The sequence below is a fragment of the Trueperella abortisuis genome (assembly GCF_030811095.1).
Taxonomy (GTDB): domain Bacteria; phylum Actinomycetota; class Actinomycetes; order Actinomycetales; family Actinomycetaceae; genus Trueperella; species Trueperella abortisuis.
This window is the reverse complement of sequence record NZ_JAUSQL010000001.1, coordinates 47786-69930: the sequence shown is the minus strand read 5'-3', so window position 1 is coordinate 69930 and position 22145 is coordinate 47786. Positions and strand designations below refer to the sequence as shown.

Annotated in this window: 19 protein-coding genes; 8 read left to right on the top strand and 11 right to left on the bottom strand. The window is 63.9% G+C overall.

Going from position 1 to position 22145, the window contains the following annotated elements:
• Positions 1-8: 8 nt before the first annotated feature.
• The 5 genes from gyrB to dnaA all read right to left on the bottom strand — a co-directional run bounded on the left by gyrB (position 9) and on the right by dnaA (position 7188).
• Complete coding sequence (gene gyrB, locus J2S45_RS00290) at positions 9-2042, bottom strand: DNA topoisomerase (ATP-hydrolyzing) subunit B (protein WP_307634141.1); 2034 nt, start codon at positions 2040-2042, stop codon at positions 9-11.
• 235 nt (positions 2043-2277) lie between these two features.
• Complete coding sequence (locus tag J2S45_RS00285; protein ID WP_307634140.1) at positions 2278-2850, bottom strand: DUF721 domain-containing protein; 573 nt, start codon at positions 2848-2850, stop codon at positions 2278-2280.
• Complete coding sequence (gene recF, locus J2S45_RS00280; protein ID WP_307634139.1) at positions 2843-4066, bottom strand: DNA replication/repair protein RecF; 1224 nt, start codon at positions 4064-4066, stop codon at positions 2843-2845. The genes J2S45_RS00285 and recF overlap by 8 nt, the downstream gene beginning before the upstream one ends.
• Positions 4067-5203 carry a DNA polymerase III subunit beta gene (dnaN, locus tag J2S45_RS00275; RefSeq protein WP_307634138.1) on the bottom strand — a complete coding sequence of 379 codons (1137 nt, stop codon included), beginning with the start codon at positions 5201-5203 and terminating at the stop codon, positions 4067-4069. It abuts the gene before it with no gap.
• A gap of 329 nt (positions 5204-5532) precedes the next feature.
• Positions 5533-7188, bottom strand: a complete 1656-nt coding sequence (dnaA, locus tag J2S45_RS00270) for a chromosomal replication initiator protein DnaA (RefSeq protein WP_296931414.1) — start codon at positions 7186-7188, stop codon at positions 5533-5535.
• Between the two features lie 368 nt (positions 7189-7556).
• Between dnaA and rpmH the strand changes: the two genes are divergently transcribed.
• From rpmH to J2S45_RS00230, 8 genes are all read left to right on the top strand, one after another.
• Positions 7557-7697 carry a 50S ribosomal protein L34 gene (rpmH, locus tag J2S45_RS00265; protein ID WP_024963111.1) on the top strand — a complete coding sequence of 47 codons (141 nt, stop codon included), beginning with the start codon at positions 7557-7559 and terminating at the stop codon, positions 7695-7697.
• Entirely contained in the window at positions 7698-8036 is a 339-nt protein-coding gene (gene rnpA / locus J2S45_RS00260; RefSeq protein ID WP_270973659.1) for a ribonuclease P protein component, read from the top strand. It abuts the gene before it with no gap.
• Positions 8029-8361, top strand: coding sequence for a membrane protein insertion efficiency factor YidD (gene yidD, locus J2S45_RS00255; RefSeq protein ID WP_270973660.1), 333 nt, complete (start codon positions 8029-8031; stop codon positions 8359-8361). The genes rnpA and yidD overlap by 8 nt, the downstream gene beginning before the upstream one ends.
• Positions 8362-8371: 10 nt before the next feature.
• Positions 8372-9550 carry a membrane protein insertase YidC gene (gene yidC / locus J2S45_RS00250; RefSeq protein WP_307634137.1) on the top strand — a complete coding sequence of 393 codons (1179 nt, stop codon included), beginning with the start codon at positions 8372-8374 and terminating at the stop codon, positions 9548-9550.
• A gap of 14 nt (positions 9551-9564) precedes the next feature.
• The gene (locus tag J2S45_RS00245; protein WP_307634136.1) at positions 9565-10170 is read left to right on the top strand and encodes a Jag family protein; all 606 of its coding nucleotides are present in this window, start codon (positions 9565-9567) and stop codon (positions 10168-10170) included.
• Positions 10171-10248: 78 nt separating this feature from the next.
• A complete protein-coding gene (gene rsmG / locus J2S45_RS00240) occupies positions 10249-10884 on the top strand; it encodes a 16S rRNA (guanine(527)-N(7))-methyltransferase RsmG (protein WP_307634135.1) in 636 nt (211 codons plus the stop codon).
• 996 nt (positions 10885-11880) lie between these two features.
• The gene (locus J2S45_RS00235; RefSeq protein WP_366512645.1) at positions 11881-12810 is read left to right on the top strand and encodes a ParA family protein; all 930 of its coding nucleotides are present in this window, start codon (positions 11881-11883) and stop codon (positions 12808-12810) included.
• Positions 12811-12812: 2 nt separating this feature from the next.
• Positions 12813-14084, top strand: a complete 1272-nt coding sequence (locus J2S45_RS00230) for a ParB/RepB/Spo0J family partition protein (RefSeq protein ID WP_307634134.1) — start codon at positions 12813-12815, stop codon at positions 14082-14084.
• 74 nt (positions 14085-14158) lie between these two features.
• Here J2S45_RS00230 and J2S45_RS00225 read toward each other — a convergent pair whose 3' ends face one another.
• From J2S45_RS00225 to J2S45_RS00200, 6 genes are all read right to left on the bottom strand, one after another.
• The gene (locus J2S45_RS00225; protein WP_296929828.1) at positions 14159-15145 is read right to left on the bottom strand and encodes a D-alanine--D-alanine ligase family protein; all 987 of its coding nucleotides are present in this window, start codon (positions 15143-15145) and stop codon (positions 14159-14161) included.
• A 6-nt stretch (positions 15146-15151) separates the two neighbouring features.
• Positions 15152-16474, bottom strand: coding sequence for an aminotransferase-like domain-containing protein (locus J2S45_RS00220; RefSeq protein ID WP_270973669.1), 1323 nt, complete (start codon positions 16472-16474; stop codon positions 15152-15154).
• A 93-nt stretch (positions 16475-16567) separates the two neighbouring features.
• Positions 16568-17497 (bottom strand): thioredoxin-disulfide reductase, encoded by a 930-nt coding sequence (trxB, locus tag J2S45_RS00215; protein WP_307634133.1) that lies wholly within the window; start codon positions 17495-17497, stop codon positions 16568-16570.
• Positions 17498-17509: 12 nt separating this feature from the next.
• Positions 17510-19486, bottom strand: coding sequence for a hypothetical protein (locus tag J2S45_RS00210; RefSeq protein WP_307634132.1), 1977 nt, complete (start codon positions 19484-19486; stop codon positions 17510-17512).
• A 45-nt stretch (positions 19487-19531) separates the two neighbouring features.
• Positions 19532-21520 carry a DUF6049 family protein gene (locus J2S45_RS00205; protein WP_307634131.1) on the bottom strand — a complete coding sequence of 663 codons (1989 nt, stop codon included), beginning with the start codon at positions 21518-21520 and terminating at the stop codon, positions 19532-19534.
• A complete protein-coding gene (locus J2S45_RS00200) occupies positions 21517-22035 on the bottom strand; it encodes an NUDIX hydrolase (protein ID WP_270973673.1) in 519 nt (172 codons plus the stop codon). The genes J2S45_RS00205 and J2S45_RS00200 overlap by 4 nt, the downstream gene beginning before the upstream one ends.
• Between the last annotated feature and the right edge of the window lie 110 nt (positions 22036-22145).

Here is a 22145-nt window from a genome sequence, read left to right as displayed (position 1 = left end):
TTCTATCCTTAGATGTCGAGGAATCGCACGTCACGGGCATTGCGCTGGATGAAGCTGCGGCGCGATCCCACGTCTTCACCCATGAGGATGGAGAAGGCCTCATCCGTCGCGGCGGCCTCCCCGATGTTGACGCGCTTGAGCGTTCGGGTTTCCGGGTTCATCGTGGTGTCCCACAGCTCCGAGTCGTTCATCTCGCCCAGACCCTTGTATCGCTGGATGCCCTGGCCCTCCGCCTTGGGTAGTTTCTTGCCCTCGGCCAGCCCCTCTTTGAGCACCGCGTCGCGTTCGGCGTCGGAGAAGACGTACTGGTGCGTGGCGTTCGTCCACTTGATCCGGTACAGCGGCGGCATGGCGAGGTAGATGTATCCGTCCTCGATGAGCGGACGCATGTAACGGTAGACGAGCGTGAGCAACAGGGTTGCGATGTGCTGGCCGTCGACGTCGGCGTCGGCCATAAAGACGATCTTGTGGTAGCGCAGCTTGTTGATGTCGAACTCTTCTCCCACGCCGGTGCCGAAGGCGGTGATGAGGTTCTGAATCGTGTCTGAGCTGAGCGCCCTGTCGAGGCGTGCCTTTTCCACGTTGAGGATCTTGCCGCGGATTGGCATGATCGCCTGGTGGCGCGGATCTCGGCCGTTGACGGCGGAACCGCCAGCCGAGTCGCCCTCCACGATGAAGATTTCGCACTCTTCGGGGTTGCGGGAGGTGCAGTCCTTGAGTTTGCCGGGCATCGAGGCCGATTCGAGCACGGACTTGCGCCGCGTGGCCTCGCGGGCCTTGCGCGCGGCGAGGCGCGCCTGGTAGGCCTGGGTCGCCTTGCGGATGACCTCCTTGGCCTCCGACGGATTCATGTCGAGCCAGTCGGAGATGTGGGCGTAGGTCTGTTGCTGAACGAAGGTACGTGCCTCGGTGTTGCCCAGCTTCGTCTTCGTCTGCCCCTCAAACTGCGGTTCGCCGAGCTTGACGGAGATAACGACGGCGAGGCCCTCACGGATGTCGTCGCCGGAGAGGTTCGGGTCCTTCTCCTTGAGCAGGCCCTTGTCCCGAGCATACTTGTTGATCACCGAGGTCAGCGCCGTGCGGAAGCCTTCTTCGTGCGTGCCACCCTCGGTGGTGTTGATGGTGTTGGCGAAGGTGTGGAGGGTCTCGGAGTAGGACGTGGTCCACTGCATGGCCACCTCCACCGAGATCTTCTTTTCCTGATCCTCGGCCTCGAAGTAGATCGGCTCGGGGTGAACGGGTTCGACCTTCTTGGTCTTGACGATGTGCCGCACGTAGTCGAGTAGACCGCCGTCGTAGCGGTAGGAGACCTCGAGGTGCTTTGCCTCCGCCGCGAGCGAATCCTCCGTTCCCACGATTTCCTCGCCCTCGGGCGCGGCCTGGGGGCGCTCGTCGGTGAGCGTGATGCGCAGTCCCTTGTTGAGGAAGGCCATCTGCTGGAGGCGATGACGCAGGGTCTCGAAGTCGAGGTGAGTGGTCTCGAAGATGTCACCATTGGGCCAGAACGTCTGGGTGGTGCCCGTCTCCGTGGTCGGTTCGCCCTTTTCCAGCGGCGCAACGGGCACGCCGTTCTCGTAAGAGATGCGCCACACGTAGCCGTCACGGCGCACCTCGGTGTCCATCCGGGTGGACAGCGCGTTGACAACGGAGACGCCCACGCCGTGCAGGCCGCCGGAGACCGCGTATCCGCCGTTGCCGAATTTGCCACCGGCGTGCAGGACTGTCATGACCACCTGGACGGCCGGCAGCCCCTCGGTGGGGTGAATGTCCACCGGAATTCCGCGCCCGTTGTCCGTCACGCGGCATCCGCCGTTTTCCAGCAGGGTAATTTCGATGTGATCGCAGTAGCCGGCGAGCGCCTCGTCCACCGAGTTGTCGACTACCTCGTAGACCAGGTGGTGAAGGCCGCGCTCTCCGGTGGAGCCGATGTACATGCCCGGGCGCTTCCGGACGGCTTCCAGCCCCTCAAGGACGGTGATGTTCGACGCGTCGTACGACTGGTCCGCTGAGACCGTGCCGATCCGATTCTCGTGTTCACTCACGCTTGGCAACTCCTCTACCTGTGGTCTACATCTCTAAATAGCCCCTAGAATCGCCTAGAAGGCGTTGAGGCCCTTGTGGGTAGGTATCTACACCATTAGACCGGAAACTAATTATAGCGCGTTTTGGGCCTAAAATCTCGCCAGCAGGCAGCCTGGAGCCCGGAATTACGCAACCGCGGACGTGGATGGGACTTCGTGGCGCGGCCGAGCACACCATTGACGGCTTTTCGCGGCATTACCCGTAGGTGTCGCGCGGCCCGCGGCCGGGAACCGAGTACCTACCGTGCTTCCACGAGCGCGCAAAAGGCCCGCTGACCACGATTTCCTTCACGACGCCGTGGCCCAGCTCCTCCTCCAGTCGCTTGTCGAGGAAGGCGGATAGAGCGCGCATCTGTGCCTGCCACGACGTCGATGCCGCCCGCAGCGTCAACACGCCGTTCTCGAAGCTCTCCACCTGGCAGTTGTTCGCGATAGCCGGCCCCACGATCTGCGGCCACCTCGCCGCGACGGAGCCAACCTCGAGCTGAGTAGTCCACCCGCGACTCTTGACGATGTGGTCGAACACGATTCCAAGCGGCTTCGGGTCCCGCTTGGACGGGCGGGATCCCGACCCGACGTCCTGCCCGGGGGTCGGCACCACGACGTCCTCCCCGATCTGTTCCGTCTCTCGCTCGATGCGGGCCGCCATCCGCACCCGCACCCATCCTTGCGCCTCGGCCATCCGCCGAGCTCGGTCAAGCGCCTCGAGCGGTAGCTCGTCGTGATACTTCTCTGCGGAGGCGGCTTTCGCCTGCGCGATCCTATCCATCGCGCGTCACCTTCCCGCGGGTGACGACAAACCGGCTCCCTCCCAGCGGCGGTAGCTCATCTCCGACGGCCGCCGTGACGAAGACCTGCTCGGCGTCGTCGATAATCTGCGCGAGCCGCAGCCGCCGCCGCGAGTCGAGTTCGGCGAAGACGTCGTCGAGGATAAGAATAGGCTCCTCGTCCTCCGCCCAATCCCCGGACTCGTGCCCGCGAAGCAACGACCACGATCCGAGCCGCAACGCCAGCGCATACGACCACGATTCGCCGTGGGAGGCGAATCCCTTCGCCGGGAGCGTGCCGAGGGAGAGTTCGAGCTCGTCACGGTGCGGCCCAACCAGGTTAACCCCGCGTTCGATCTCCGCCCCGTGCCAGTCCCGTAGCGTTTGGCGCAGCTCCGCCTCCACGGTTCCGGCCTCCATCAGCTCCTTTTCGTGCCTGACGACGCCGTCGGCCAGCTCCTCCCCGCCTTCTCCCGCCAGCAGTGCCGGGCCGGGAAGCTCCCAGCCACGCCGGTGGTCGAGGTTGGCGGCGTAGTCGATCCGCGCCGCGTCGCTACCGCCGGAAAGATCGGCGTAGTAGTTGAGCACGTGTGGGCGCAGGCCGGATATGATCTCGGCGCGCGCCGAGATGATTTGCGCGCCGTAGCGGGCGAGCTGGTCGTCCCACACCTCCAGAGAGGATTCGTCAACCATCCCTCCGGCCCGCCGCGTCTTGTTCAGGGCCTTGAGCAGCGCGCCGCGCTGGCGCAATACCCGTTCATACTCTGCCTTGACCGACGCCAGACGCGGGCGAAACTGAATCATAAGGTTGTCCAGGAAACGACGCCGATCCGCCGGATCACCCTTGACCAGACTGAGGTCTTCCGGGGCGAAGACGACGGTCCGCACGATCCCGAGAAGGTCGGCTGGCCGGGCGTTGCCGCGGTTGATCCGTGCCCGGTTGGCCTTGCCGGTGATGATCTCAACCTCGAGCATCGTCTCCGACTCCCCGCGCCGCACCTTCGCGCGGATCACCCCGGCGCTCGCACCCTGGCGCACGAGTGCGGCGTCGGCTGCCACCCGATGCGAAGAAAACGTGGCAAGGTAGCCGATCGCCTCCACCAGGTTTGTCTTGCCCTGACCGTTCTCACCCACGAAGGTCACGACGCCGGGCTCGAAGTTGAGCACGACCTCGCGGTACGACCGAAAGTCGTTGAGCGCCAGATCGGAGATGTACACCTAGTTCTGGCCGAAGGTCCGAATCGGCATGAGGAGGAGGCGGAAGTCGTCTTCCACGTTGCCGTCCTTATCCTGCGCCGTGACCACGGCCGGCTTCGTCGGATGGGTGAAGGATAGCCGGACGGTCGGTTCGTTGATGACGGCAAAACCTTCCTGGAGGAAGATCGGGTTGAATGCCATCTTGATGTCTTCGCCCTCGAGGGTGGCGGGCAGAACCTCGGAGACCTGGGCGTTGTCGCCCTGCCCGGCCTCCATCACGACCTCACCCTCAGAGAAGGACAGACGCACCGCGGCGTTCTTCTCCGTCACCAGGCGCGAGCGCTTAATCGCGTCGAGGATCTCCAGACGGTCGAGTTCCACGTGACCGTTGACCTCTGTGGGGAACAGCGAACGCACCTGGGGGTATTCGCCGTCGATGAGCTGAATCGTGTTCTGGCGGTCGCCTGCCGAGAACCCGATGAGCGCACCCATTCCCTCGTCCTGTAGCGAGATCTCGACGTCGGCAACGGTGCCGAGGGCCTTGGCGACGTCGAGCAGGCGCGAGGCGCGCACGAGGATCCGGGTGGAGAAGTCGGGCTGAGCCGGCGCCCACGTCAAGTCCCTGATTGCCAGGCGGTAGCGGTCGGTGGCCATGAGGGAGATCTGATCGCCCTCGATCTCGATGCAGACGGAGACGAGCATGGGCAGGGTGTCGTCGTTAGAGGCGGCGATCGTCACCTGGGAGACGGCCTTCTCCCATTGGGCGCCATCCACCTTGCCGATCACCGGAGGCATCGGGGGAAGATCCGAGTAGTCCTCGGTTGCCATCGTCTTGAGGGTGAAGTGTGAGCGTCCGCAGGTAATGTCAAACTTCCCGCCGTCCTTCTCAATCTCGATCGTCTCATCGGGCAACGAACGCGAGATCTCCGCCAGTAGCTTACCGTTGACGAGTACCTCTCCCGCGACAATCACGTTGGCCGAGTTGATGGTGATTTGCGAGGAGACATCCGCGTCACGTGTGCCCATCGTGACGGTCCCATCCTCCTCCGCGACGATGTGAATACCGGCGAGGATCGCCTGAACCGGGCGCGAAGGGATCGTGCGCGACGCCCACGTCACGGCGTCAGTAAATTCCTTGTGATCGACGCTAAATTTCACCGTCTAACCTACTTTCTGTCATCTGGCTCCTACTTTAGCGATCTGACCCCACCTAAGCCCATTCGTTCGACGCAGTCGGTGGCCACCGGTGTCGTTTCGTGAATTAGTGGGTAGTAGAGGTAGTAGCCTTTGTGGATTCTGTGGACAAGTCTATCTTCTCGCGCGGTTGCGCGCTTTGGTCATTGTGGATATCCGCGAGAGTAAGCTGTGTCTAATTCGGGGTCGGTGTGGATGGGACACTTTCGACTTCGACAAACTCGCACTTTTTGCCGCCTTGTCCACACGTTGTCACGTCAAAATCTCCTATTGTTCGCAGGGGCTGTGGATAGTTAGCGATTCTCGGATAGCTGGGCCTGTTCCTTGGCAGCCTGCTTGATCCGCGAGGTCAGCTCGGTGACCTGGTTATAGATTTCCTGCTTCTCCGCCATGAGGCTCTCAACCTTGCGCAGAGCGTTGAGGACGGTCGTGTGGTCGCGGCGGTTGAATGCCTCGGCGATCTTGGGTAGCGACAGGTCAGTCATCTCCCGGCACATGTACATGGCGATGTGGCGCGGTTGGGTGAGCAGGCGGGTTCGCGTCGGCGACTTGAGATCCTCCGTGGTGATCCCGAAGTACGTGGCCACCTGATTCATGATGAGTGCAGCGGTCACCGTGAACGAGCTCGGATCGCTCATCATGTCTTTGAGAGCGCTTTCGGCGACGTCGAGCGTGACCGGCATGTTGAACAGCCCAGCGAAGGCCGTCACGCGTCGAAGGGATCCCTCCATCTCGCGCACGTTCGTCGTGATCCGCGAGGCGATGAATTCGAGCACGTCGCGCGGGACCATGAGCTTTTCTGAAGCGGCCTTCTTCTCCAGGATCGCGATACGCGTCTCGAGGTTAGGCAGGTCAATGTTTGCGACGATTCCGGAGGCGAAGCGCGAGATCATGCGTTCCTCGAAACCGTCGAGCAGGCGAGGCGCGACGTCGGAGGTGATAACGATCTGCTTATTCGCCGTCGCCAGCGCGTTGAACGTATTGAAGAATTCCTCGAGTGTGCCCTCCTTGTGGGAGAGAAACTGGATGTCGTCGATGAGGAGGATATCCACCGAGCGGAAGAGGTTCTTGAAGTTATGCCCTTCCTTGCGCATCATCGCGTTGATGAACATGTTCGTGAACTCTTCCGAGCTCGTATACAAAACCCTGGATCCGGGGAAGAGGCTGAGGTAGTAGTTGCCGATCGCGTGCAGCAGATGGGTTTTACCCATTCCGGAGTCGGAGTACAGGAAGAGCGGGTTGTATGTGGAGCCGGGCGCCTCCGCGACGGCTAGGGCGGTGGCGTGGGCGAAGCGATTCGAGTCGCCGATGACGAAATTGTCGAACGTGTAGCGCGGATTGAGGTTCGCGTTCGACTGATCCTGATTCTTTTCGATCCTCGGCAGCATGGTCCCCAACCCACTCGACGTCGGATGAGAGGCGTGATGTTCTTGTGGTTCGCTCGCGGCGGCGTCGACGACGGCGTGGGCGGGCTGCGAGTGCAAGTTCGCCGGGTCGGATATTGTGGTTGGGCCGTGTTGAGCGGCGTCGAGTCGAGGAGCCTGCGGCTGTGCGTGCTGATAGCTAGGCGTCGAGGGCCGTGAGGATCCGGGAGTGGCGGCGTCGGCGGCGTCGTCGACGGCGTGGAGCTGGCGTTCGGGGGCTTGCCACTGCGGGAGAGCCTGGTTGGGCGTGGTCTGCTGCTCGCTGAGCGAGGGGTCGACGGAGATGACGAGTCGGACCGAGCGGCCGAGGATGGCCGAGAGCTGGTTTTCCATGATGGTGGAGACGTGCTCGGTGATCCAATTTTTCACAAACTCGGAGGCGACGCCGATCATGAAGATGTCGTCGACTGTGGCCAGCGGGTGGGCGAGGCGCACGAACGCCGCCTGTGAGTCGGAGAGATCACCCTGTGCGCGCAGGAGCTCGCTGGCAGCCGTCCATGCGTCGCGTGCAGGTGAGACGTCCATGATTTCTCCGATCGATATTTTTTCCGGACTCTTTATGTTAGAGGATAAATTGTGGAAAGTCAGATTAGTTATCCACAGCGTTGTGCACATGTGTGGATATTACACGGATGTAATTCGCCAGCCGGAATGGCGTAATTCTGCGCGAAAGTTTTGACCTTCGGAGGAACAAAAAATGTGGATGACGTAAATTAATGGATTAATTCCAAATTGCGTCGCTCGTTGGGCCCTGAGATATCTATCACCGCGCCGCGCGCGTTCCTTGACCTTTTGGCTCATTCTTCAGTAAATTCGACAAGTCATGTGTGCTTTGCACACGCGCTCCCCGCGGAGCGTTTTTCGTTATCCGATCTAGGTTTAGGTGGTCACCCATGACTACGAAGCGCACTTTCCAGCCGAACAACCGTCGTCGCGCCAAGACCCACGGTTTCCGCAAGCGCATGTCCACTCGCGCCGGCCGCGCCGTCCTCGCCGCACGTCGCCGTAAGGGTCGCGCCAAGCTCTCTGCGTAAATGCTCCCTGCAGCGAACCGACTGCGGAGGTCGGAGGATTTTCGCCTCGCCTTCCGCTCGGGGTCACGCAGTGCCAACAGATACGTCGTCGTTCACGTTGTGAAGGGCGCATCGCAAGCCGGCCCTCGGGTCGGCTTCACTGTTAGTAAAAAGGTGGGCAACGCCGTCGTACGCAACAAGGTACGCCGGCGTCTTCGTCATATTATGGCGGACCACCTCGATGTCGACGCGCGGCTCGTCGTCGTTCGCGCACTACCGGCTGCGGCCCAGGCGAGCTACGACGAGCTGGCGATCGCCGTCGCAACCCAGCTCGAGCGAGCGGGGGTCAACCGTGGCTAACGGCGTAACCCGGGCTCTGCAGTCGGTCATTCGCTGGTATCAGCGCAACATTTCCGCAGGTCAGCCCCGGCGTTGCCGCTATCAGCCCACGTGCTCGGCCTATGCCATCACGGCAATTGAAATTCACGGCGCGATTAAAGGTACACTCTTGAGTATCTGGCGGTTGCTGCGGTGTAATCCGTGGTCGAAGGGCGGCGTGGACTGGGTTCCCGACAAGGGAAAATGGCCTACGAAGCCGTTGGGCTACAAAGAACTCATCGCACTACGCGAAGAGCAAGAACATGATCATCAGGCACATAGCCATTGCGGTGGTCACGACGCTTAGGAGCGTATAGGTGGATACTATCCTCTTCCCTCTCATGTGGGTGATCTCCTACATCATGTATGGAGTTCACGCCGCGTTAACCACGATCGGTCTGTCGACCGGCTCGGGTCCGGCCTGGGTGCTGTCGATCGTGGGCCTCACGGTCATCGTCCGCATCCTCATCATCCCGCTGTTCAATAAGCAGACGAAGGCGTCGCGCGCCTCGCAGGAGCTCGCGCCGGAGATCCGAAAGATTCAAAAGAAGTACAAGGGCCGCACGGATCAGGTCTCCCAGCAGCGTCAGCAGGAAGAGATGATGGCGCTCTACCGGGATCACGGGACTTCGCCGTTCTCGGCTTGTATGCCGGCACTCATCCAGGCGCCGATCTTCTTCTCCCTCTTCCGGCTCCTTTATGCGGTGCTCCCGATATCGACGGGAACCTACCAGCGTCCCTCCATTGGCCCGATCGATCAGGCGGTGGCGCAGGAGATCGGTGCGTCCACTGTTTTCGGCGCTCCCCTGGTGTCCTCGATCTCGACTTCCTCGCAGTACGTCCAACCCACGAACGTGATCGCGGTGGCGGTCACGATGATCGCGCTGATGATGGCCACCCTGTTCTTCTCGCAGAAGCAGATCATGACGAAGAATCTGCCGGAAGATTCGCAGGATCCGGATAACCCGGCCTACAAGATGCAGAAGTACATGCTGTACGGTATGCCGCTTATCTATGTCTTCTCCGGTTCCGTGTTCCAGGTGGGCGTGCTCGTGTACTGGCTGACGGGCAACATTTGGAACATTGGTCAGCAGACGTGGCTGATCACCACCAATCCAGCGCCCGGCTCGGCGGCCTACCGTGCGCGCCAGGAGCGGCTGCGCGCCAAGCGCATCGCGAAGGGTTTGCCGGCGGAGGAGGAAGACGAGTCGAGCTCGGTCTCCACCGGCCAGCGCGAGCAGCCGCTAGGTAAAAAGCGCTCGAAGAAGGCCGGCGCTAAGGGCCTTGAGACTGCAGCGGATCCGATGCCCGAGGCCGACGACGCCGACGAACCCGTCACCGAGGTTCGCGGACTTGACGGTCTGACGGATTCCGAGCGCGCCCAGAAGCGCTACGAACGGCGGATGGCCGAGCGTCAGCGCTCGAAGAATAAGAAGAACAAGAAGCAGCAGCAGGCCAAACAGCGCCGGCAGAATCAGAAGAAGCGGAACTTTTAGGGTAAGGATTTGCCATGAGTGAAGACACCTCCAAGCTTGATCACGAAGGCGACATCGCCGCAGACTACCTCGAGGAGCTGCTGGACATCGCGGATCTGGATGGCGACATTGAGATCGGCGTCGAAGCGGACCGCGCGTCGGTTGCCATCGTCGCCGACGACGGAGGGGATCGGCGGCTCAAGCGGCTCATCGGCCGCAAGGGCGAGGCGCTGGATTCTCTGCAGGAGTTGACGCGCCTTGCCGTACAGCAGGAGACGGGTGAGCGTTCCCGCCTGATGCTCGACATCCTGGGATACCGGGATAACCACCGCCGGCACATCGCCGAGATCGCGCAGCGCGCAGTAGAGCGCGTGGAGGAGACCGGCGAGGCGTACTCGATGAAGCCGATGAATCCGTTCGAGCGCAAGGTGGTTCACGACGTCGTCGCAGCGGCAGGCCTCGTGTCGGATTCGTCCGGTATTGGGCAGGATCGTCACGTGGTTATCACGCTCGCCGAGGACGATATCGAGTCCGCGGAGGACTATGAGGATGAGTTCTCGGGCGACGAGGTCCCGGTTGACAGCGCCGATGACGGCGAAAACGCGGACGTGGGACAGGGCGAGGATAGCGCCGACGAGTAAGCGTGAGGCGGGGGCTGGCGTTGGCTGGCCCCCGTTTTCTATCTATCGACTATTCTGTGGGGGAATTGATGATGAGGAATGACGGCGTGGAACCCGCGCCAGAAGGTGGCGCGGATCACTTTGGGGGGCGTCGAGTGGGGGCGCCTCGTCAGGTTCGGCGAACTGCTCGAGGAGCAGGGCGAGCTGCGCGGGCTTATCGGTCCACGCGAGCTTGAGCGGCTTTGGTCGAGGCATCTGCTGAATTCGACGGCAGTGGCCGAGTTTCTTTCAAAGGGAATCCACCTGGCCGACGTGGGCGCCGGCGCCGGCTTCCCCGGGATGGTCTTGGCGATCGTTCGACCGGACCTCAAGGTCGATCTGATCGAGCCGATGGAGCGACGCACGGACTGGCTGAGGTTCGTGGCCGACGAACTGAAGATCTCCAACGTTGAGGTGATTCGTGCGCGCGCGGAGGATCTACCGCGGGGCTACGCGGTCGACGTCGTCACCGCCCGCGCGGTAGCGGCCCTGAAGAAACTCATTCCCTGGACGCTCCCGCTGGTCCGGGCTGGCGGCCGGCTGGTCGCGTTGAAGGGTGCGCGAGCCGAGACCGAGATATACGAAGCTGAGAAGCAACTCTTGAAGTACCGGGCGCAGTCCGCGCGCACATACGATGTCGAGGTGTGGGGAACCGACGAGGGCACGCGCGTGGTTGAAGTGGTCAAGATGAAGTAGCCGGTAGGCGGGAGCGGGACGGGGCAGTGTTTCACGTGAAACATTTGGTCGGCTCGCGCTTTGTTTTACTCTCGGGCGCTCCCCTGAGAGACGGGTCAAACCCGCCGAAGGTTTCACGTGAAACATTTGGCGCTTGACCATTTCCCATCGGCGGTAGGGTTTGAGGCCGCACACGTACGATGTCGAGGTGTATATCGAGTCTCTAAGAGGTAACGAGCGAGTGTTTCACGTGAAACACTCGGCCTGGTCCCCTGGTGTGTTGGCGGAAGGTCCGTGAGGCGATGTATCCTCACGAAGCTGTGGGGAGCCACGCCCCGAGGAGGACGAGCGGATGTTTCACGTGAAACATCCGCGGATAGGGCCCGTGCCCCGGCGCTGAGAGCGGAGCGCTGGCGGGCGCAGAGAGGAATTCGTATGGAGAAAATATGGATTCTTTCCGGTGCGCTTACGCGACTTGATGGTGCGTTGATGGAGATGTCGGAGATTCATGTTCCGAAGATGTTTGTTTCACGTGAAACGGTCGGCGTCTTATCTTCGAGATCGCAACCGTATGATCGTCCCGAAGCTGTTCGCTGGCTTTGGAGAGCGTCCGAGCCTAGTGTTTCACGTGAAACGGTCGCGACCTTGTTGATCGGACTGCGACCGAGTGAAAGCACGGGAGGAACCTGCCGGCTTCACTAAGTCCCTGAGGCAAGTGTTTCACGTGAAACGCTTGCCCGGATCAACGGCCGACCTGGGTCACCGATAGACCCTCAACCTTTGATTCGTTGGACGTTCCCGCACTTCGCTCGGTGTTTCACGTGAAACATTTGAAGGATATCGCGAGTGGTTCGGTCTGGGCTATTCCCTTTGCCGACTGCCACTATCGTGTACCGAGGTTCTCGCCGCGCCATGTCGGCATCGATGTTTCACGTGAAACATCACTGGTAGGAGCCAGAGAGGGAGATTGTCGGAGGACTTCGCTAGAATAGAAGCCTAGCGACCCGAGGAGCGAATGTGGCAGATCCGAGACTTCAAGCTGAACGACGCCGTGGCGCAGAGCCAGTCAAGCGTACCTTCGAAGACCAGTTTACGGATGAATCGTCGCCGCTCGGTGCGGAGCTCGTCCGGGATCGGAGGACACTGAGAGGGCTGCGGAAGAAGAAACTGCCGAAGCCTGAGCAGACGCGTATCATCGCCGTAGCAAACCAAAAAGGTGGCGTTGGGAAGACGACAACCGCGGTGAATGTGGCCGCCGGCCTCGCGCTCGGCGGGCTCAAGGTCCTCGTCATTGACGCGGATCCTCAGGGTAATGCGTCCACGGCGCTGAGGACCCCCCATGCCAGCGGAACCGCCTCGCTATACGACGTCATGACAGGGCAGAAGACGATCAACGACGTTGCGTATCAGTGCCCGGATATCGTCAACCTCAAGGTCGTTCCGTCCACAATCGAGCTGTCCTCGGTCGAGGTCGCGCTTATCACGGAATTTCGCCGAGAATATCGGCTCAAGGACGCGATCGAGGCGGCGGATCTTGACGTCGATTACATCATCATCGACTGCCCGCCGAGCCTCGGTCTGCTCACGTTCAATTCGCTCATCGCTGCCCGTGAGGTCCTCATCCCCATACAGACGGAGTACTACGCGCTCGAGGGGCTCACGCAGCTAGTCAACACGATCAACATGGTCAAGGAGTCGGCAAACCCGGAGCTGCGCATCTCAACGATCGTGCTCACCATGTTCGACAAGCGCACCAACCTTTCCCAGGACGTTGCGGCCGACGTGCGCGAGCACTTTCCCGAAGAAACGCTCGAGGTGGAGATCCCGCGCAACGTTAAGATCTCGGAGGCGCCCAGCTTCGAGCAGACGGTACTGACGTATGACCCGCGCTCGGCCGGGGGCGTCGCCTACCTCGCCGCCGCACACGAGATCGCCAACCGGAGGTAACAATGGCTGATAAGAGAAGAGCTCTCGGACGCGGACTTGGTGCACTGTTCCCCGAGGAACAAAAGGAACCGCGCAGCCGGGCAACCGACGTCTTCTTTAGCTCACCGAAAAAGGTCGAGCCGGAGGTGGAAGAGCACGAAGAAGAGAAGCGCTCCGCCGCACAAGTACCGGGCAAAACGGACGATCGCGCGGGCGGTGAGGCGAAGGCCTCCCAGGCAAAGGCGCAGAAGCGCGCCAAGGCGGATACGAAGCCGGGAGCCAAGACGACCCGCGCTGCAGCCAGCAAGGCACATGGCCCGACTTCCACCAAGACCGCGCCCGCAGGGGATGAGAACCCAGCGGACGGTGTGACGAATGCTGTCGGCGAAGCGGCGGCCCAAGACGCGGCGTCGACGGGGGCTAGCCTTCTTCCGGTTCCCGGGGCCACCTTCGGCGACATCCCAGTGGACGCCATCATCCCCAATACCCGTCAGCCGAGGGAGGTCTTCGACGAGGACGACCTCAAGGAGCTCGCCGACTCCATCGGCGAGGTCGGCGTGCTCCAGCCGATCGTCGTCCGCAGGCTGGCCGAAGCCGATCCAGCAAACCCGGACGCCCAATACGAGCTCATCATGGGAGAGCGTCGCTGGCGAGCCTCCCAGCGCGCCGGCAAGGAAACGATCCCGGCGATCGTCCGGCACACCGACGACGCCGACCTCCTGCGCGACGCTCTCCTCGAGAACCTCCATCGCGCCAACCTCAACGCGCTCGAAGAGGCGGCCGCCTACCAGCAGCTTCTCGACGACTTTCAGTGCACACAGGAAGAGCTCTCGCGCAGGATCGCGCGTTCGCGCCCGCAGATCTCCAACACTCTGCGCCTGCTCAAGCTCCCCCCTCTCGTACAGCGGCGGGTAGCGGCCGGTGTCCTGTCGGCGGGCCACGCCCGGGCCCTACTCGGGCTGCTCGACCCGGCGGCGATGGAACGCCTAGCTCAGCGCATTGTGGCGGAGGGACTCTCGGTCCGCCAGGTCGAAGAAATCGTGGCGCTCGGGGAGGACAACGCGCCTTCGCGCGCGCGCGGACCGCGGCGCGGACGCTACACCGAGGAGCTCAATGAACTCGCGGGCCGCCTCTCGGACCGCTTCAATACGCGGGTCAAGGTCAACATGGGTGCAACGAAGGGAAAGATCGCCATCGAGTTTGCCACGATCGACGACCTCAACAGAATCCTCGACGGCTTGGCAGAGGACGCCGTCACGATCAGGACAGAGAGCGGAGCTGAAACCGACGGCTGACGACGCCGCGAACACGCTCGCCGAAAACACGGCCGCGACAAGGGGCGGGCCAAGGCGCCAGTCCGGGCCCCGATCTAGGCGTCGGCGGCCTCCACCGCGTGCGCGGCATCGGCCGAGTGCGCCGCTGTGGTGAGGATGTCGAGGTAGACGTCATCGAGCGAACGACCCTGGCGGCGGGCCAAGGCGGCAGCGCCCTGTGGGAAGATCGACGTCTCGCTCATGCCGGGGGCGATGTTGACATCGAGGAACCATGCCTGCCCGTCGGCGTCGACCATAACGTCCGTGCGGGACAGGTGGCGTAGGCCGAGCGCCTGGTGAACCTCCTCGGCCATCTGGCTGACAACTCGGGTGACGTCGTCGTCCTCATCCGGGATGAGGTATTCCACCCGGCCGGGGTTATAACGGGCGTCGTAGTCGTAGGGGCCGGAAGCCCGCACCTCAACCGGCGGCAGGGCGCGCGGTCCATCCCCCAAGTCGGCCACGCCGACGCCGAACTCGCGCCCGGCGATGTGCTGCTGAATGAGGGCGACGTCCCCATAGGCGAAGCAATCGACCATCGCCCCGGGAAGCGCAGCGCGGTCGGCGACGATCGACAAGCCCATCGACGAACCTGCCTTGGTGGGCTTAACAACCAGGGGGAAATCGAATCGATGCTCAACCAAGTTGAGGATGTTGCCAACGCCAACCTCGCGGAAGAGGCTCTGGGGCAAGGCGAGCGAGTCGGGCACGCGCAGCCCGGCGCGCGCGAGAACCGACGCGGCCACGGACTTGTCCGATGCGAGCCGGCACCCGAAAGCCTCCGAGCCTACGAATGGATAACCTGCCAGCACGAGCAGGTCCTGCAGGGAGCCATCCTCGCCGATGGAACCGTGCACGAGCGGCCACACGACGTCGGGCTCGATCGCGTCGAGGCGCTGGAGAAGCTGGGCGTCGACGTCGAGAACCTTGACCTGGATACCGGAGTTGCGCAACGAATCGGCGACTCGGCGTCCGGAATGCAACGAGATCTCGCGCTCGTGGGTGAGGCCACCCGCGAGCACGGCGACGGTCATCGGGCCCATGATTACCTACCTTAGGTTCGAGTCCGGCGCTTCGACGCCGGAGTTGGTGTGGCGGTTGGGGTTGCCGAACATCTGGACGGTGTCGAGTTCGGCCTCGAGAACGGTGGACAGGCGCCGCACGCCCTCCTCGATCCGCTCGGGGGTGGGGTAGCAGAAGGACAGGCGCATGTGATCGCGGCCCTGCCCGTCAGCATAGAAGGCCGTGCCGGACACGTAGGCGACCAGATTGGTGGTGGCGCGCGGAAGCATGGCCTTGGCGTCGATGCCATCGGGAACCTTCACCCACGTGTAGAAGCCGCCCTCGGGAACGTTCCACGAACACTGTGGCAGATACTTGGCAAGGGCGGCCGTCATGGCGTCTCGCCGCTCGCGGTACATGGAGCGGTAGGACTTGATCTGCGCCATCCAGTCGTAGCTGCGTAGGTATTCTGAAATGGAGAGCTGGCCCATCTTCGTGGGTGAGAGCACCGCGTTTTCGTTGGCGAGCACGAGACGCTGGATGACGGCGTGCGAGGCCAACGCCCAACCCACGCGGTATCCGGGGGAGAAGGTCTTGGAAAACGAGCCGAGGTAGACCACGCCGTCGGGATTGAAGGTCTGCAACGGGACCATCGTCGCGTCGTCGAAGCCGAGCATCCCATAAGGGTTATCCTCGAGGATGAGCACGTGGTGGCGCTTGCAAATCTCCACGATCTGAGGGCGCCGTTCCAGCGACATGCACACGCCGGCGGGGTTATGAAAATTGGGCACGGTGTAGAGGAATTTGACCTCGCGTCCCTCATTCTCCAGCTTGGTCAGCGTCTCCTCTAGCGCCTGCGGGATGAGGCCGTCCTTGTCGAGCGGTACGTGAACAACGTTGGCCTGGTAGGCGCGGAAAACGCCGAGTGCTCCCAAGTAGCTGGGAGCCTCAGCGAGGATCACATCGCCAGGGTTGATGAAAATCTGGGTGACGAGCTCGAGCGCCTGCTGGGAACCGGTGGTGACCACGATGTCATCCGGGTGGGCGCGGATGCCCTCCGGGCGCATGACCTCCACGATCATTTCCCGTAGCTCCTCTTCGCCCTGGCCGCTGCCGTACTGCAACACCTGGGTGCCGCGCTCCCGGATGAGCTTGGCGGTCATCTCCGCCAGGAAGTCCAGCGGAAGGCCATCGATGTTCGGCATGCCACCCGCGAGCGAGACCACCTCCGGGCGGTTCGCCACGGCGAACAGCGATCGGGTCTCGGACTGGCGCATGCCGAGCGCCCGGTCCGCATAACGGTCAAACCACGAATCCAGGCGCGTGCCCGATCCGGTTGCGGCAAGCTTGCTCGCGATGCGCTCGTTCATCGTTATTCCTCTCCGTCGTTGACGCTACCACGTCACGCGGTCCGTGCGCGCGAATGTCCACAGGGTGCCGGGACTGGGATCCCGGCGACGCCGTCAGTCGGCCAGCGCCGCGAGGTATGCCTCGGCGTCGAGCGCGGCCTTGCAACCCTGGCCCGCGGCGGTGATCGCCTGCTGGTAGTGGGAGTCGACGACGTCGCCGCAGGCGAACACGCCCGGGACACTGGTGGCGGTACTCGGCTCGGCGACGCTAATGTAGCCCCGCTCGTCGAGCGTGACCTGATCCTTGATGAAGGCCGTTCGCGGCTCGTGGCCGATCGCCACGAAAAGGCCGGTCACGGGCAGCTCACGGGTCTCCCCCGTCAGGGTGTCGCGCAACGTGAGAGACTCCAGTTTGGACGAGCCGTTGATCGACTCGACGACACTGTTCCAGTGCATCTTCACCTTGTCGTTCCCGAGCAGGCGGTCGGCCATGATCTGCGAGGCGCGCAACTGATCGCGGCGGTGGATGACGTGGACGGTGGCGCCGAAGCGGGAGAGGAACTGGGCTTCGGTGACGGCCGAGTCCCCTCCGCCGACGACGGCGATCTCCTGGTTGCGGAAGAAGAAGCCGTCGCACGTGGCGCAGTAGGACACGCCCTTGCCGGATAGCTCCTCCTCGCCGGGCAGGCCGAGCTTCTTGTATTCGGAGCCGAGGGCAAGGATGACGGTCTTGGCCCGGTAGGTGTCTTCGTCAGTGACGATCTCCTTGACCTCGCCGTCGAGCTTCATGGACAGGGCGTCCTCGTAGCGTAGGTCGGCGCCGAAGCGTTCGGCCTGCTCTTGGAACTTCTCCATGAGCTCCGGGCCGAGGATGCCCTCGGGCCAGCCGGGGAAATTCTCCACCTCGGTGGTCTGCATAAGGGCGCCGCCGGCGCTGACAGCGCCGGCGATGACGACGGGCTTGAGGCCGGCGCGGGCCGTGTAAATGGCGGCGGTCCATCCGGCGGGGCCGGAGCCGACGATGACGACGTCGTGAATGGTCACTCTTCCTCGTTTCTACTTCACATGAATCTCGGACACGATGATCTGCGGTTCTCCCGAGCTGTTCTTAGGGAGCTCGGTTATCCAGATGATGAAGCTCGTGGCGGTCAGCGGCTCACTGAGCGTGAACGTGGTGCTGCCATCCACGGGGCCCTCGGCGAGAACTTTTCCTGCCGATGGCGCTTCCTTAACGGTGTCGCGGATCTGGATATTCCCGCCGGAGTTGCCCGCAGTGTCGAGCGTGACCTCGGTGATGGTCGCTTCCTGTTTGAGCTCGACGTAGAGTCCGATGCCGGACATGGGCGACATGTCGGGCGAGGTGTACGTCCACGACTTCCAGCTCGTCTCCGCGTTGCCGTCCACCGCAAGTGGAACGCTACTCGGGTTGTCCTGGGTGGCCGGATCCGTGCCGCGCAGCAGGCCGGCGTCAGGGCTGACCAGCGCGGCCGTGGCGATGGCCGGGGCGGCGGTGGGCTTCGGCGTCGGTGTTGGCTCGGCTTCGGTGGGCTTCGGCGTCGGTGTCGCCTCGTTCGTCGCGGCCAGGTTCGTGTCCGGATCCATCAGGGTGACCTCGGAGACCGGAGCCGTCAGAGTGCGCAACCCCAGCCAACCGAAGAACACGACGCCGATCATGAAGAGCGGCAGCACAACCTTGGACACGTCAAGCTTCTTCTTGCGCTCGCGCTCGTACTCCGCCAAGGTTGGCTTGGCGGCGGCGGACGTGGCGGCGTCAGCTGCGGGCTTGGCTGCGGCTGGCATCAACCCGGCCAGATCGGTGTGAGCCGGCTTGTCAAGCGGCTCCGTGGGCGGCTCGGCGGCCGCAACCGGCTCGGTGGCGGGTGCAGAATCGGCACCCTGGTCTGACATGCTCGTGCGGGTGATGCGCTCGGTCTCGGTGATCGCGGAATCGAGGACGCTCACGCGCTTGGGTCCGGCCTTTGGCTCGTCCGGCTGCGTGGGGAGTCCGGGCCACTCGACGGGCGAGGAGAGCTTGCCCTCCCCGTTCAGGCCAAGCACCTCGTCGACGACGTGAGCCGCCTCGGCCGTCGTCTCGGCGGGCTGGCGAGCCTGCTCCTCGTTCGCCGGCGCGGCAACGCCCCCGCTGCCATCGGCCCGGGCCTCACCCGCGGCGGGGTCGTCGTTGGTTGCCTCGGCTTCCCCGGTGGCGGGTATCTCCTCCGTGGCCTCGCCCACCGGAGCCACATCCGTTGCGAGCGTCTCGCCCGCCTCCGGCGCTGCCGCGGGCGCGGGGAGCGTCGCGACGTCGATCTCCTTCCACGGCACGAGGGCGCGGGTCAGGTCGGCCGGCGACGCGGCTCCCTGGCCCTGGCTCTCGCGGGATAGGAGCGAATCGAGTACGGGGGGCAGGTCGAGGAGGAGGGCCTCGGCGATGACGGCGTCGTGCTTGGCAGGCTCCGGGAAGCCGCGGCCCAACAACAGCGAGGCGCACAGCACCGTCAGCCCGCGAGCCTCGTCGCGGTCGAGGTCGGCGCGGTCCTTCGACGTGTCGGCTCCGGCGAGCGCGCCGTAAACCCCCAGGCCGTCGACGATCACGTCGCCCTCCTGGGTAAGGAAGATCGTGTCCGCCGTGCAGTGCAGGTGGCGGACCCCGCGGCGGGCGGCGGCGGCGATGGCGCTCGAGGTTTCGCCCATGATGGCGGCGACCTGCTCGGGCGGTAGTGGCGTGCCGATCAGGTGCTGGGCAAGGGGCTTTCCCGGCGGGATCTCGGTGATGATGGCCAGATCCTCGGCGTCCACCTGCACGATGGAAACCAGGTGCGGGTCGGCCACGAGGGAGGCGCGGTGCGCGGCGTCGATCGTGGCCTGGGCGCGCGCGGAGTCCGGGTCGACGACGATGGCGCGCACGTGCCGCGACAGAACGACGTCGCGCGCTACCCAGACGCTCGCGTGATCACTGGGCTGATACTCGTAGGGGTACAACAGGTCGAAGCGGTCCACGATCCGCTGACCAGCCTGCGCGTATGTGTTCACGTCTCACTCCCTCTTACTACTTTGCCAAAGTCTACCGCCATCGCCTCACGAACGCTTTGCTGCGGCGACGAAATCGTCGGGCGGCACGGGCTTGGAACGGCGCCCATCGCGCACCGACTTCACCAGGCCGATGACGAAGATGAGTCCCACGAATCCGGCGACGACGACGGTGCCGACGTTCTCCCAGTCCGCTCGGACGCGCACGCGCAACACGTCGGCGGCACCGACGAGCGTGCCCTGCGCGTTCGTCACCGTTACCTCGACGTCGAGGTTGCCCGAGCCATGGGCTTCCACGGGCACCGAGACCGTGGTGGTCGACGACGCCGGGAGGGTCACCTCCACCGGGGCGGGGGCGCGCAGGCGAATGTCGGGCACGTCGAGGTGAACCGTCACCGTGACCGGCTGGTCGAAGTCGTTGGTCACCTGCACGGGCAGCGAGGAGCTTTCCGAAATGAGGTTGATGGTGGAGGTGGTGGTGACGTGGATCGACTCGAGCTGTTCCTTCGTGGGCGCGATCGCGCGGATCTGGGCGCCGCGCCCCGCGGGGTCCTCACGCCAGGACACGGAGGTGAGCTGGTCGGCGCCCGCGGTGGCGGCGGCAATCTTGGCGTCGGCGTCGTCGAAGATGGCGGCAACGGCGCAGAAGGCGGCGAGCGAGGAGTCGATGGCCGCGGCGTCGTTCTTGGTCAGCGCGCCCGCGGTGGCGTCTGCGGGGGTGTTGAGGACGCGTTCGGTGCCGTCGGGGATGAGGCTGAGCAGGGTGTTTACCGACGACGCCGTGGTCCAGTTAGCGCCGAGGACCGCGGAGACGGCCTCGCGGGCGGCGTCGTTCGCGGCGCGCGGCACGGCGATGACGTAAGGGCGCGGATCGTTGGGGCGTTGGCGCTGGTGGACGGCGGACAGGGCGACGGCGACTTGGCGCATGTCGAGGTCGTCGAGCGCGATGTCCTCCCTGCCGGGGACGCTCAATCGCCCCTCGAGCGTGGTGGAGATCGTGGAGTTCGTGGCGAGCACCGTCTCTTTGTTGAAGGTGGTGACGGCGCTGGGTGTGTAGGTGAGGACGGAGAAGGGCGCGTAGTCAGCGTCGGGGATCAGGACCGTCATGCCGAGGCTCTGCGCGAAGGTGATGTCCTCTTCCGCCGGTGGTGAGACGGGCAGGAAGACGGCGTTTTCGCCGAGCCGGCGGGCCTGGTCGGTGAGGCCGAGAGCGCGCAGGGCGGTGATGTCGGCGTCATAGGAGGGTAGCGCGGCGCGGGTGGCGTGGCGCGGGCTTGCCTCCAACTCGCGGTCGACGGCGAGTGTAACACCCGCGATGTCCCAGGCCGCCACCCGCTTCGAGATGTCTGGTTGCGCCGGCTCGGCGGGTTGCGTCGGGTTGTCGGGTTGCGCCGGCTCGGCGGGTTGCGTCGGGTTGTCGGGGGCCGCGCCGTCGGCGCGGGCCCGGTCGTCGAGAAGGCGGTTGACCGGCTCGGAGGTGAGGGCTGAGATGGGCACGACGGCGGTGGTCGGGTACGGCGTGACGTCGGCGGAGGAGGCCACGACGATCATCGTGCGGTCGGTGCCGATTGTGCCCGCGTCGGTGTTGACGGCGATCTCGATGCCGCGCGGGCCCCAGTTGAACTCGCCTGTGGGCCAGGGCAGCTCGGCGTCGGGAAAGCTGAGGCGGAGCGTGCTGGTCTGGCCGGGTGCGAGACTTCGACTGATCGTGGCGCGGGTGACCGGAGTCGAGGGCGTGAGGTCGTTCATCCAGCGGTGGAGGGCGAATTCGGAGATGGAGGTGGTGGACTGAGCGCGCAGGTCGACAGAGGTCAGCTCGAGCGGCTCGTCGCCGGCATTCGTCACGTCCACGGACACCACGAGGTTGTCGCCCGGCTCGAGGACGGCGGGTAGGTCGGTGATCGTCACGGTGGAGAGCGCGGCGGTACCGGAGGTGGCCGAATCCTCCGGGCTCGCCCAGGCGAGGCCGGAAAGAATGCCGGCACCGGGTATACCCAGCATGAGGGCGGCGAGCGCCGCAACGACCAGCCGCCTCATTCCCGCCCCCCGTAAAGGATGGAGCGTGCCATGCCCACGATGCGGCGCTCGTTGGGGTAGGCCAGGCGCGCGGCAACCTTGTCGATGCGCACCCACTCGACGTCCTCGGCCTCGTGATCCGGGTCGTTTTCCACGGTCAGCTCGCCAGAGAGCGCCTCGAGAAGGAAGTGGTGAACCACCTTGTGGACGCGCTTGTCGGTGCTGGAAAACCAATAGTCGATGGAGGCCAAGTGCATCAGGACGCGGCCAAAAATGCCCGTCTCCTCGCTGACCTCCCGCACGGCCGCTTGCTCGGCCGTCTCCTCGCCCTCAAGGTGGCCCTTCGGCAGGCACCACTCAAGACGCCCGCCGCGGTTGCGCCGGGCGATGACGGCGACGAAAGCGTGGCCGCCCTGGACCGAGACGATCACGCCGCCGGCGGACATCTCGTTGACGACGGGCAGGTTGTGGATACGAACCGCCTGCCGTCTGCGGCGCGACCCCCGCGGAGGAGGGGTCGGGAATCTTCTTGACATCTATATCTACTGTAGTGATCTCGGTCGGGGAAAGTGCTCACGCGCCCGGTTTTCTGGCACTCTTAAGGGGTGACTGAACGCGATAGCACTTCCTCGACGACGACGGACGC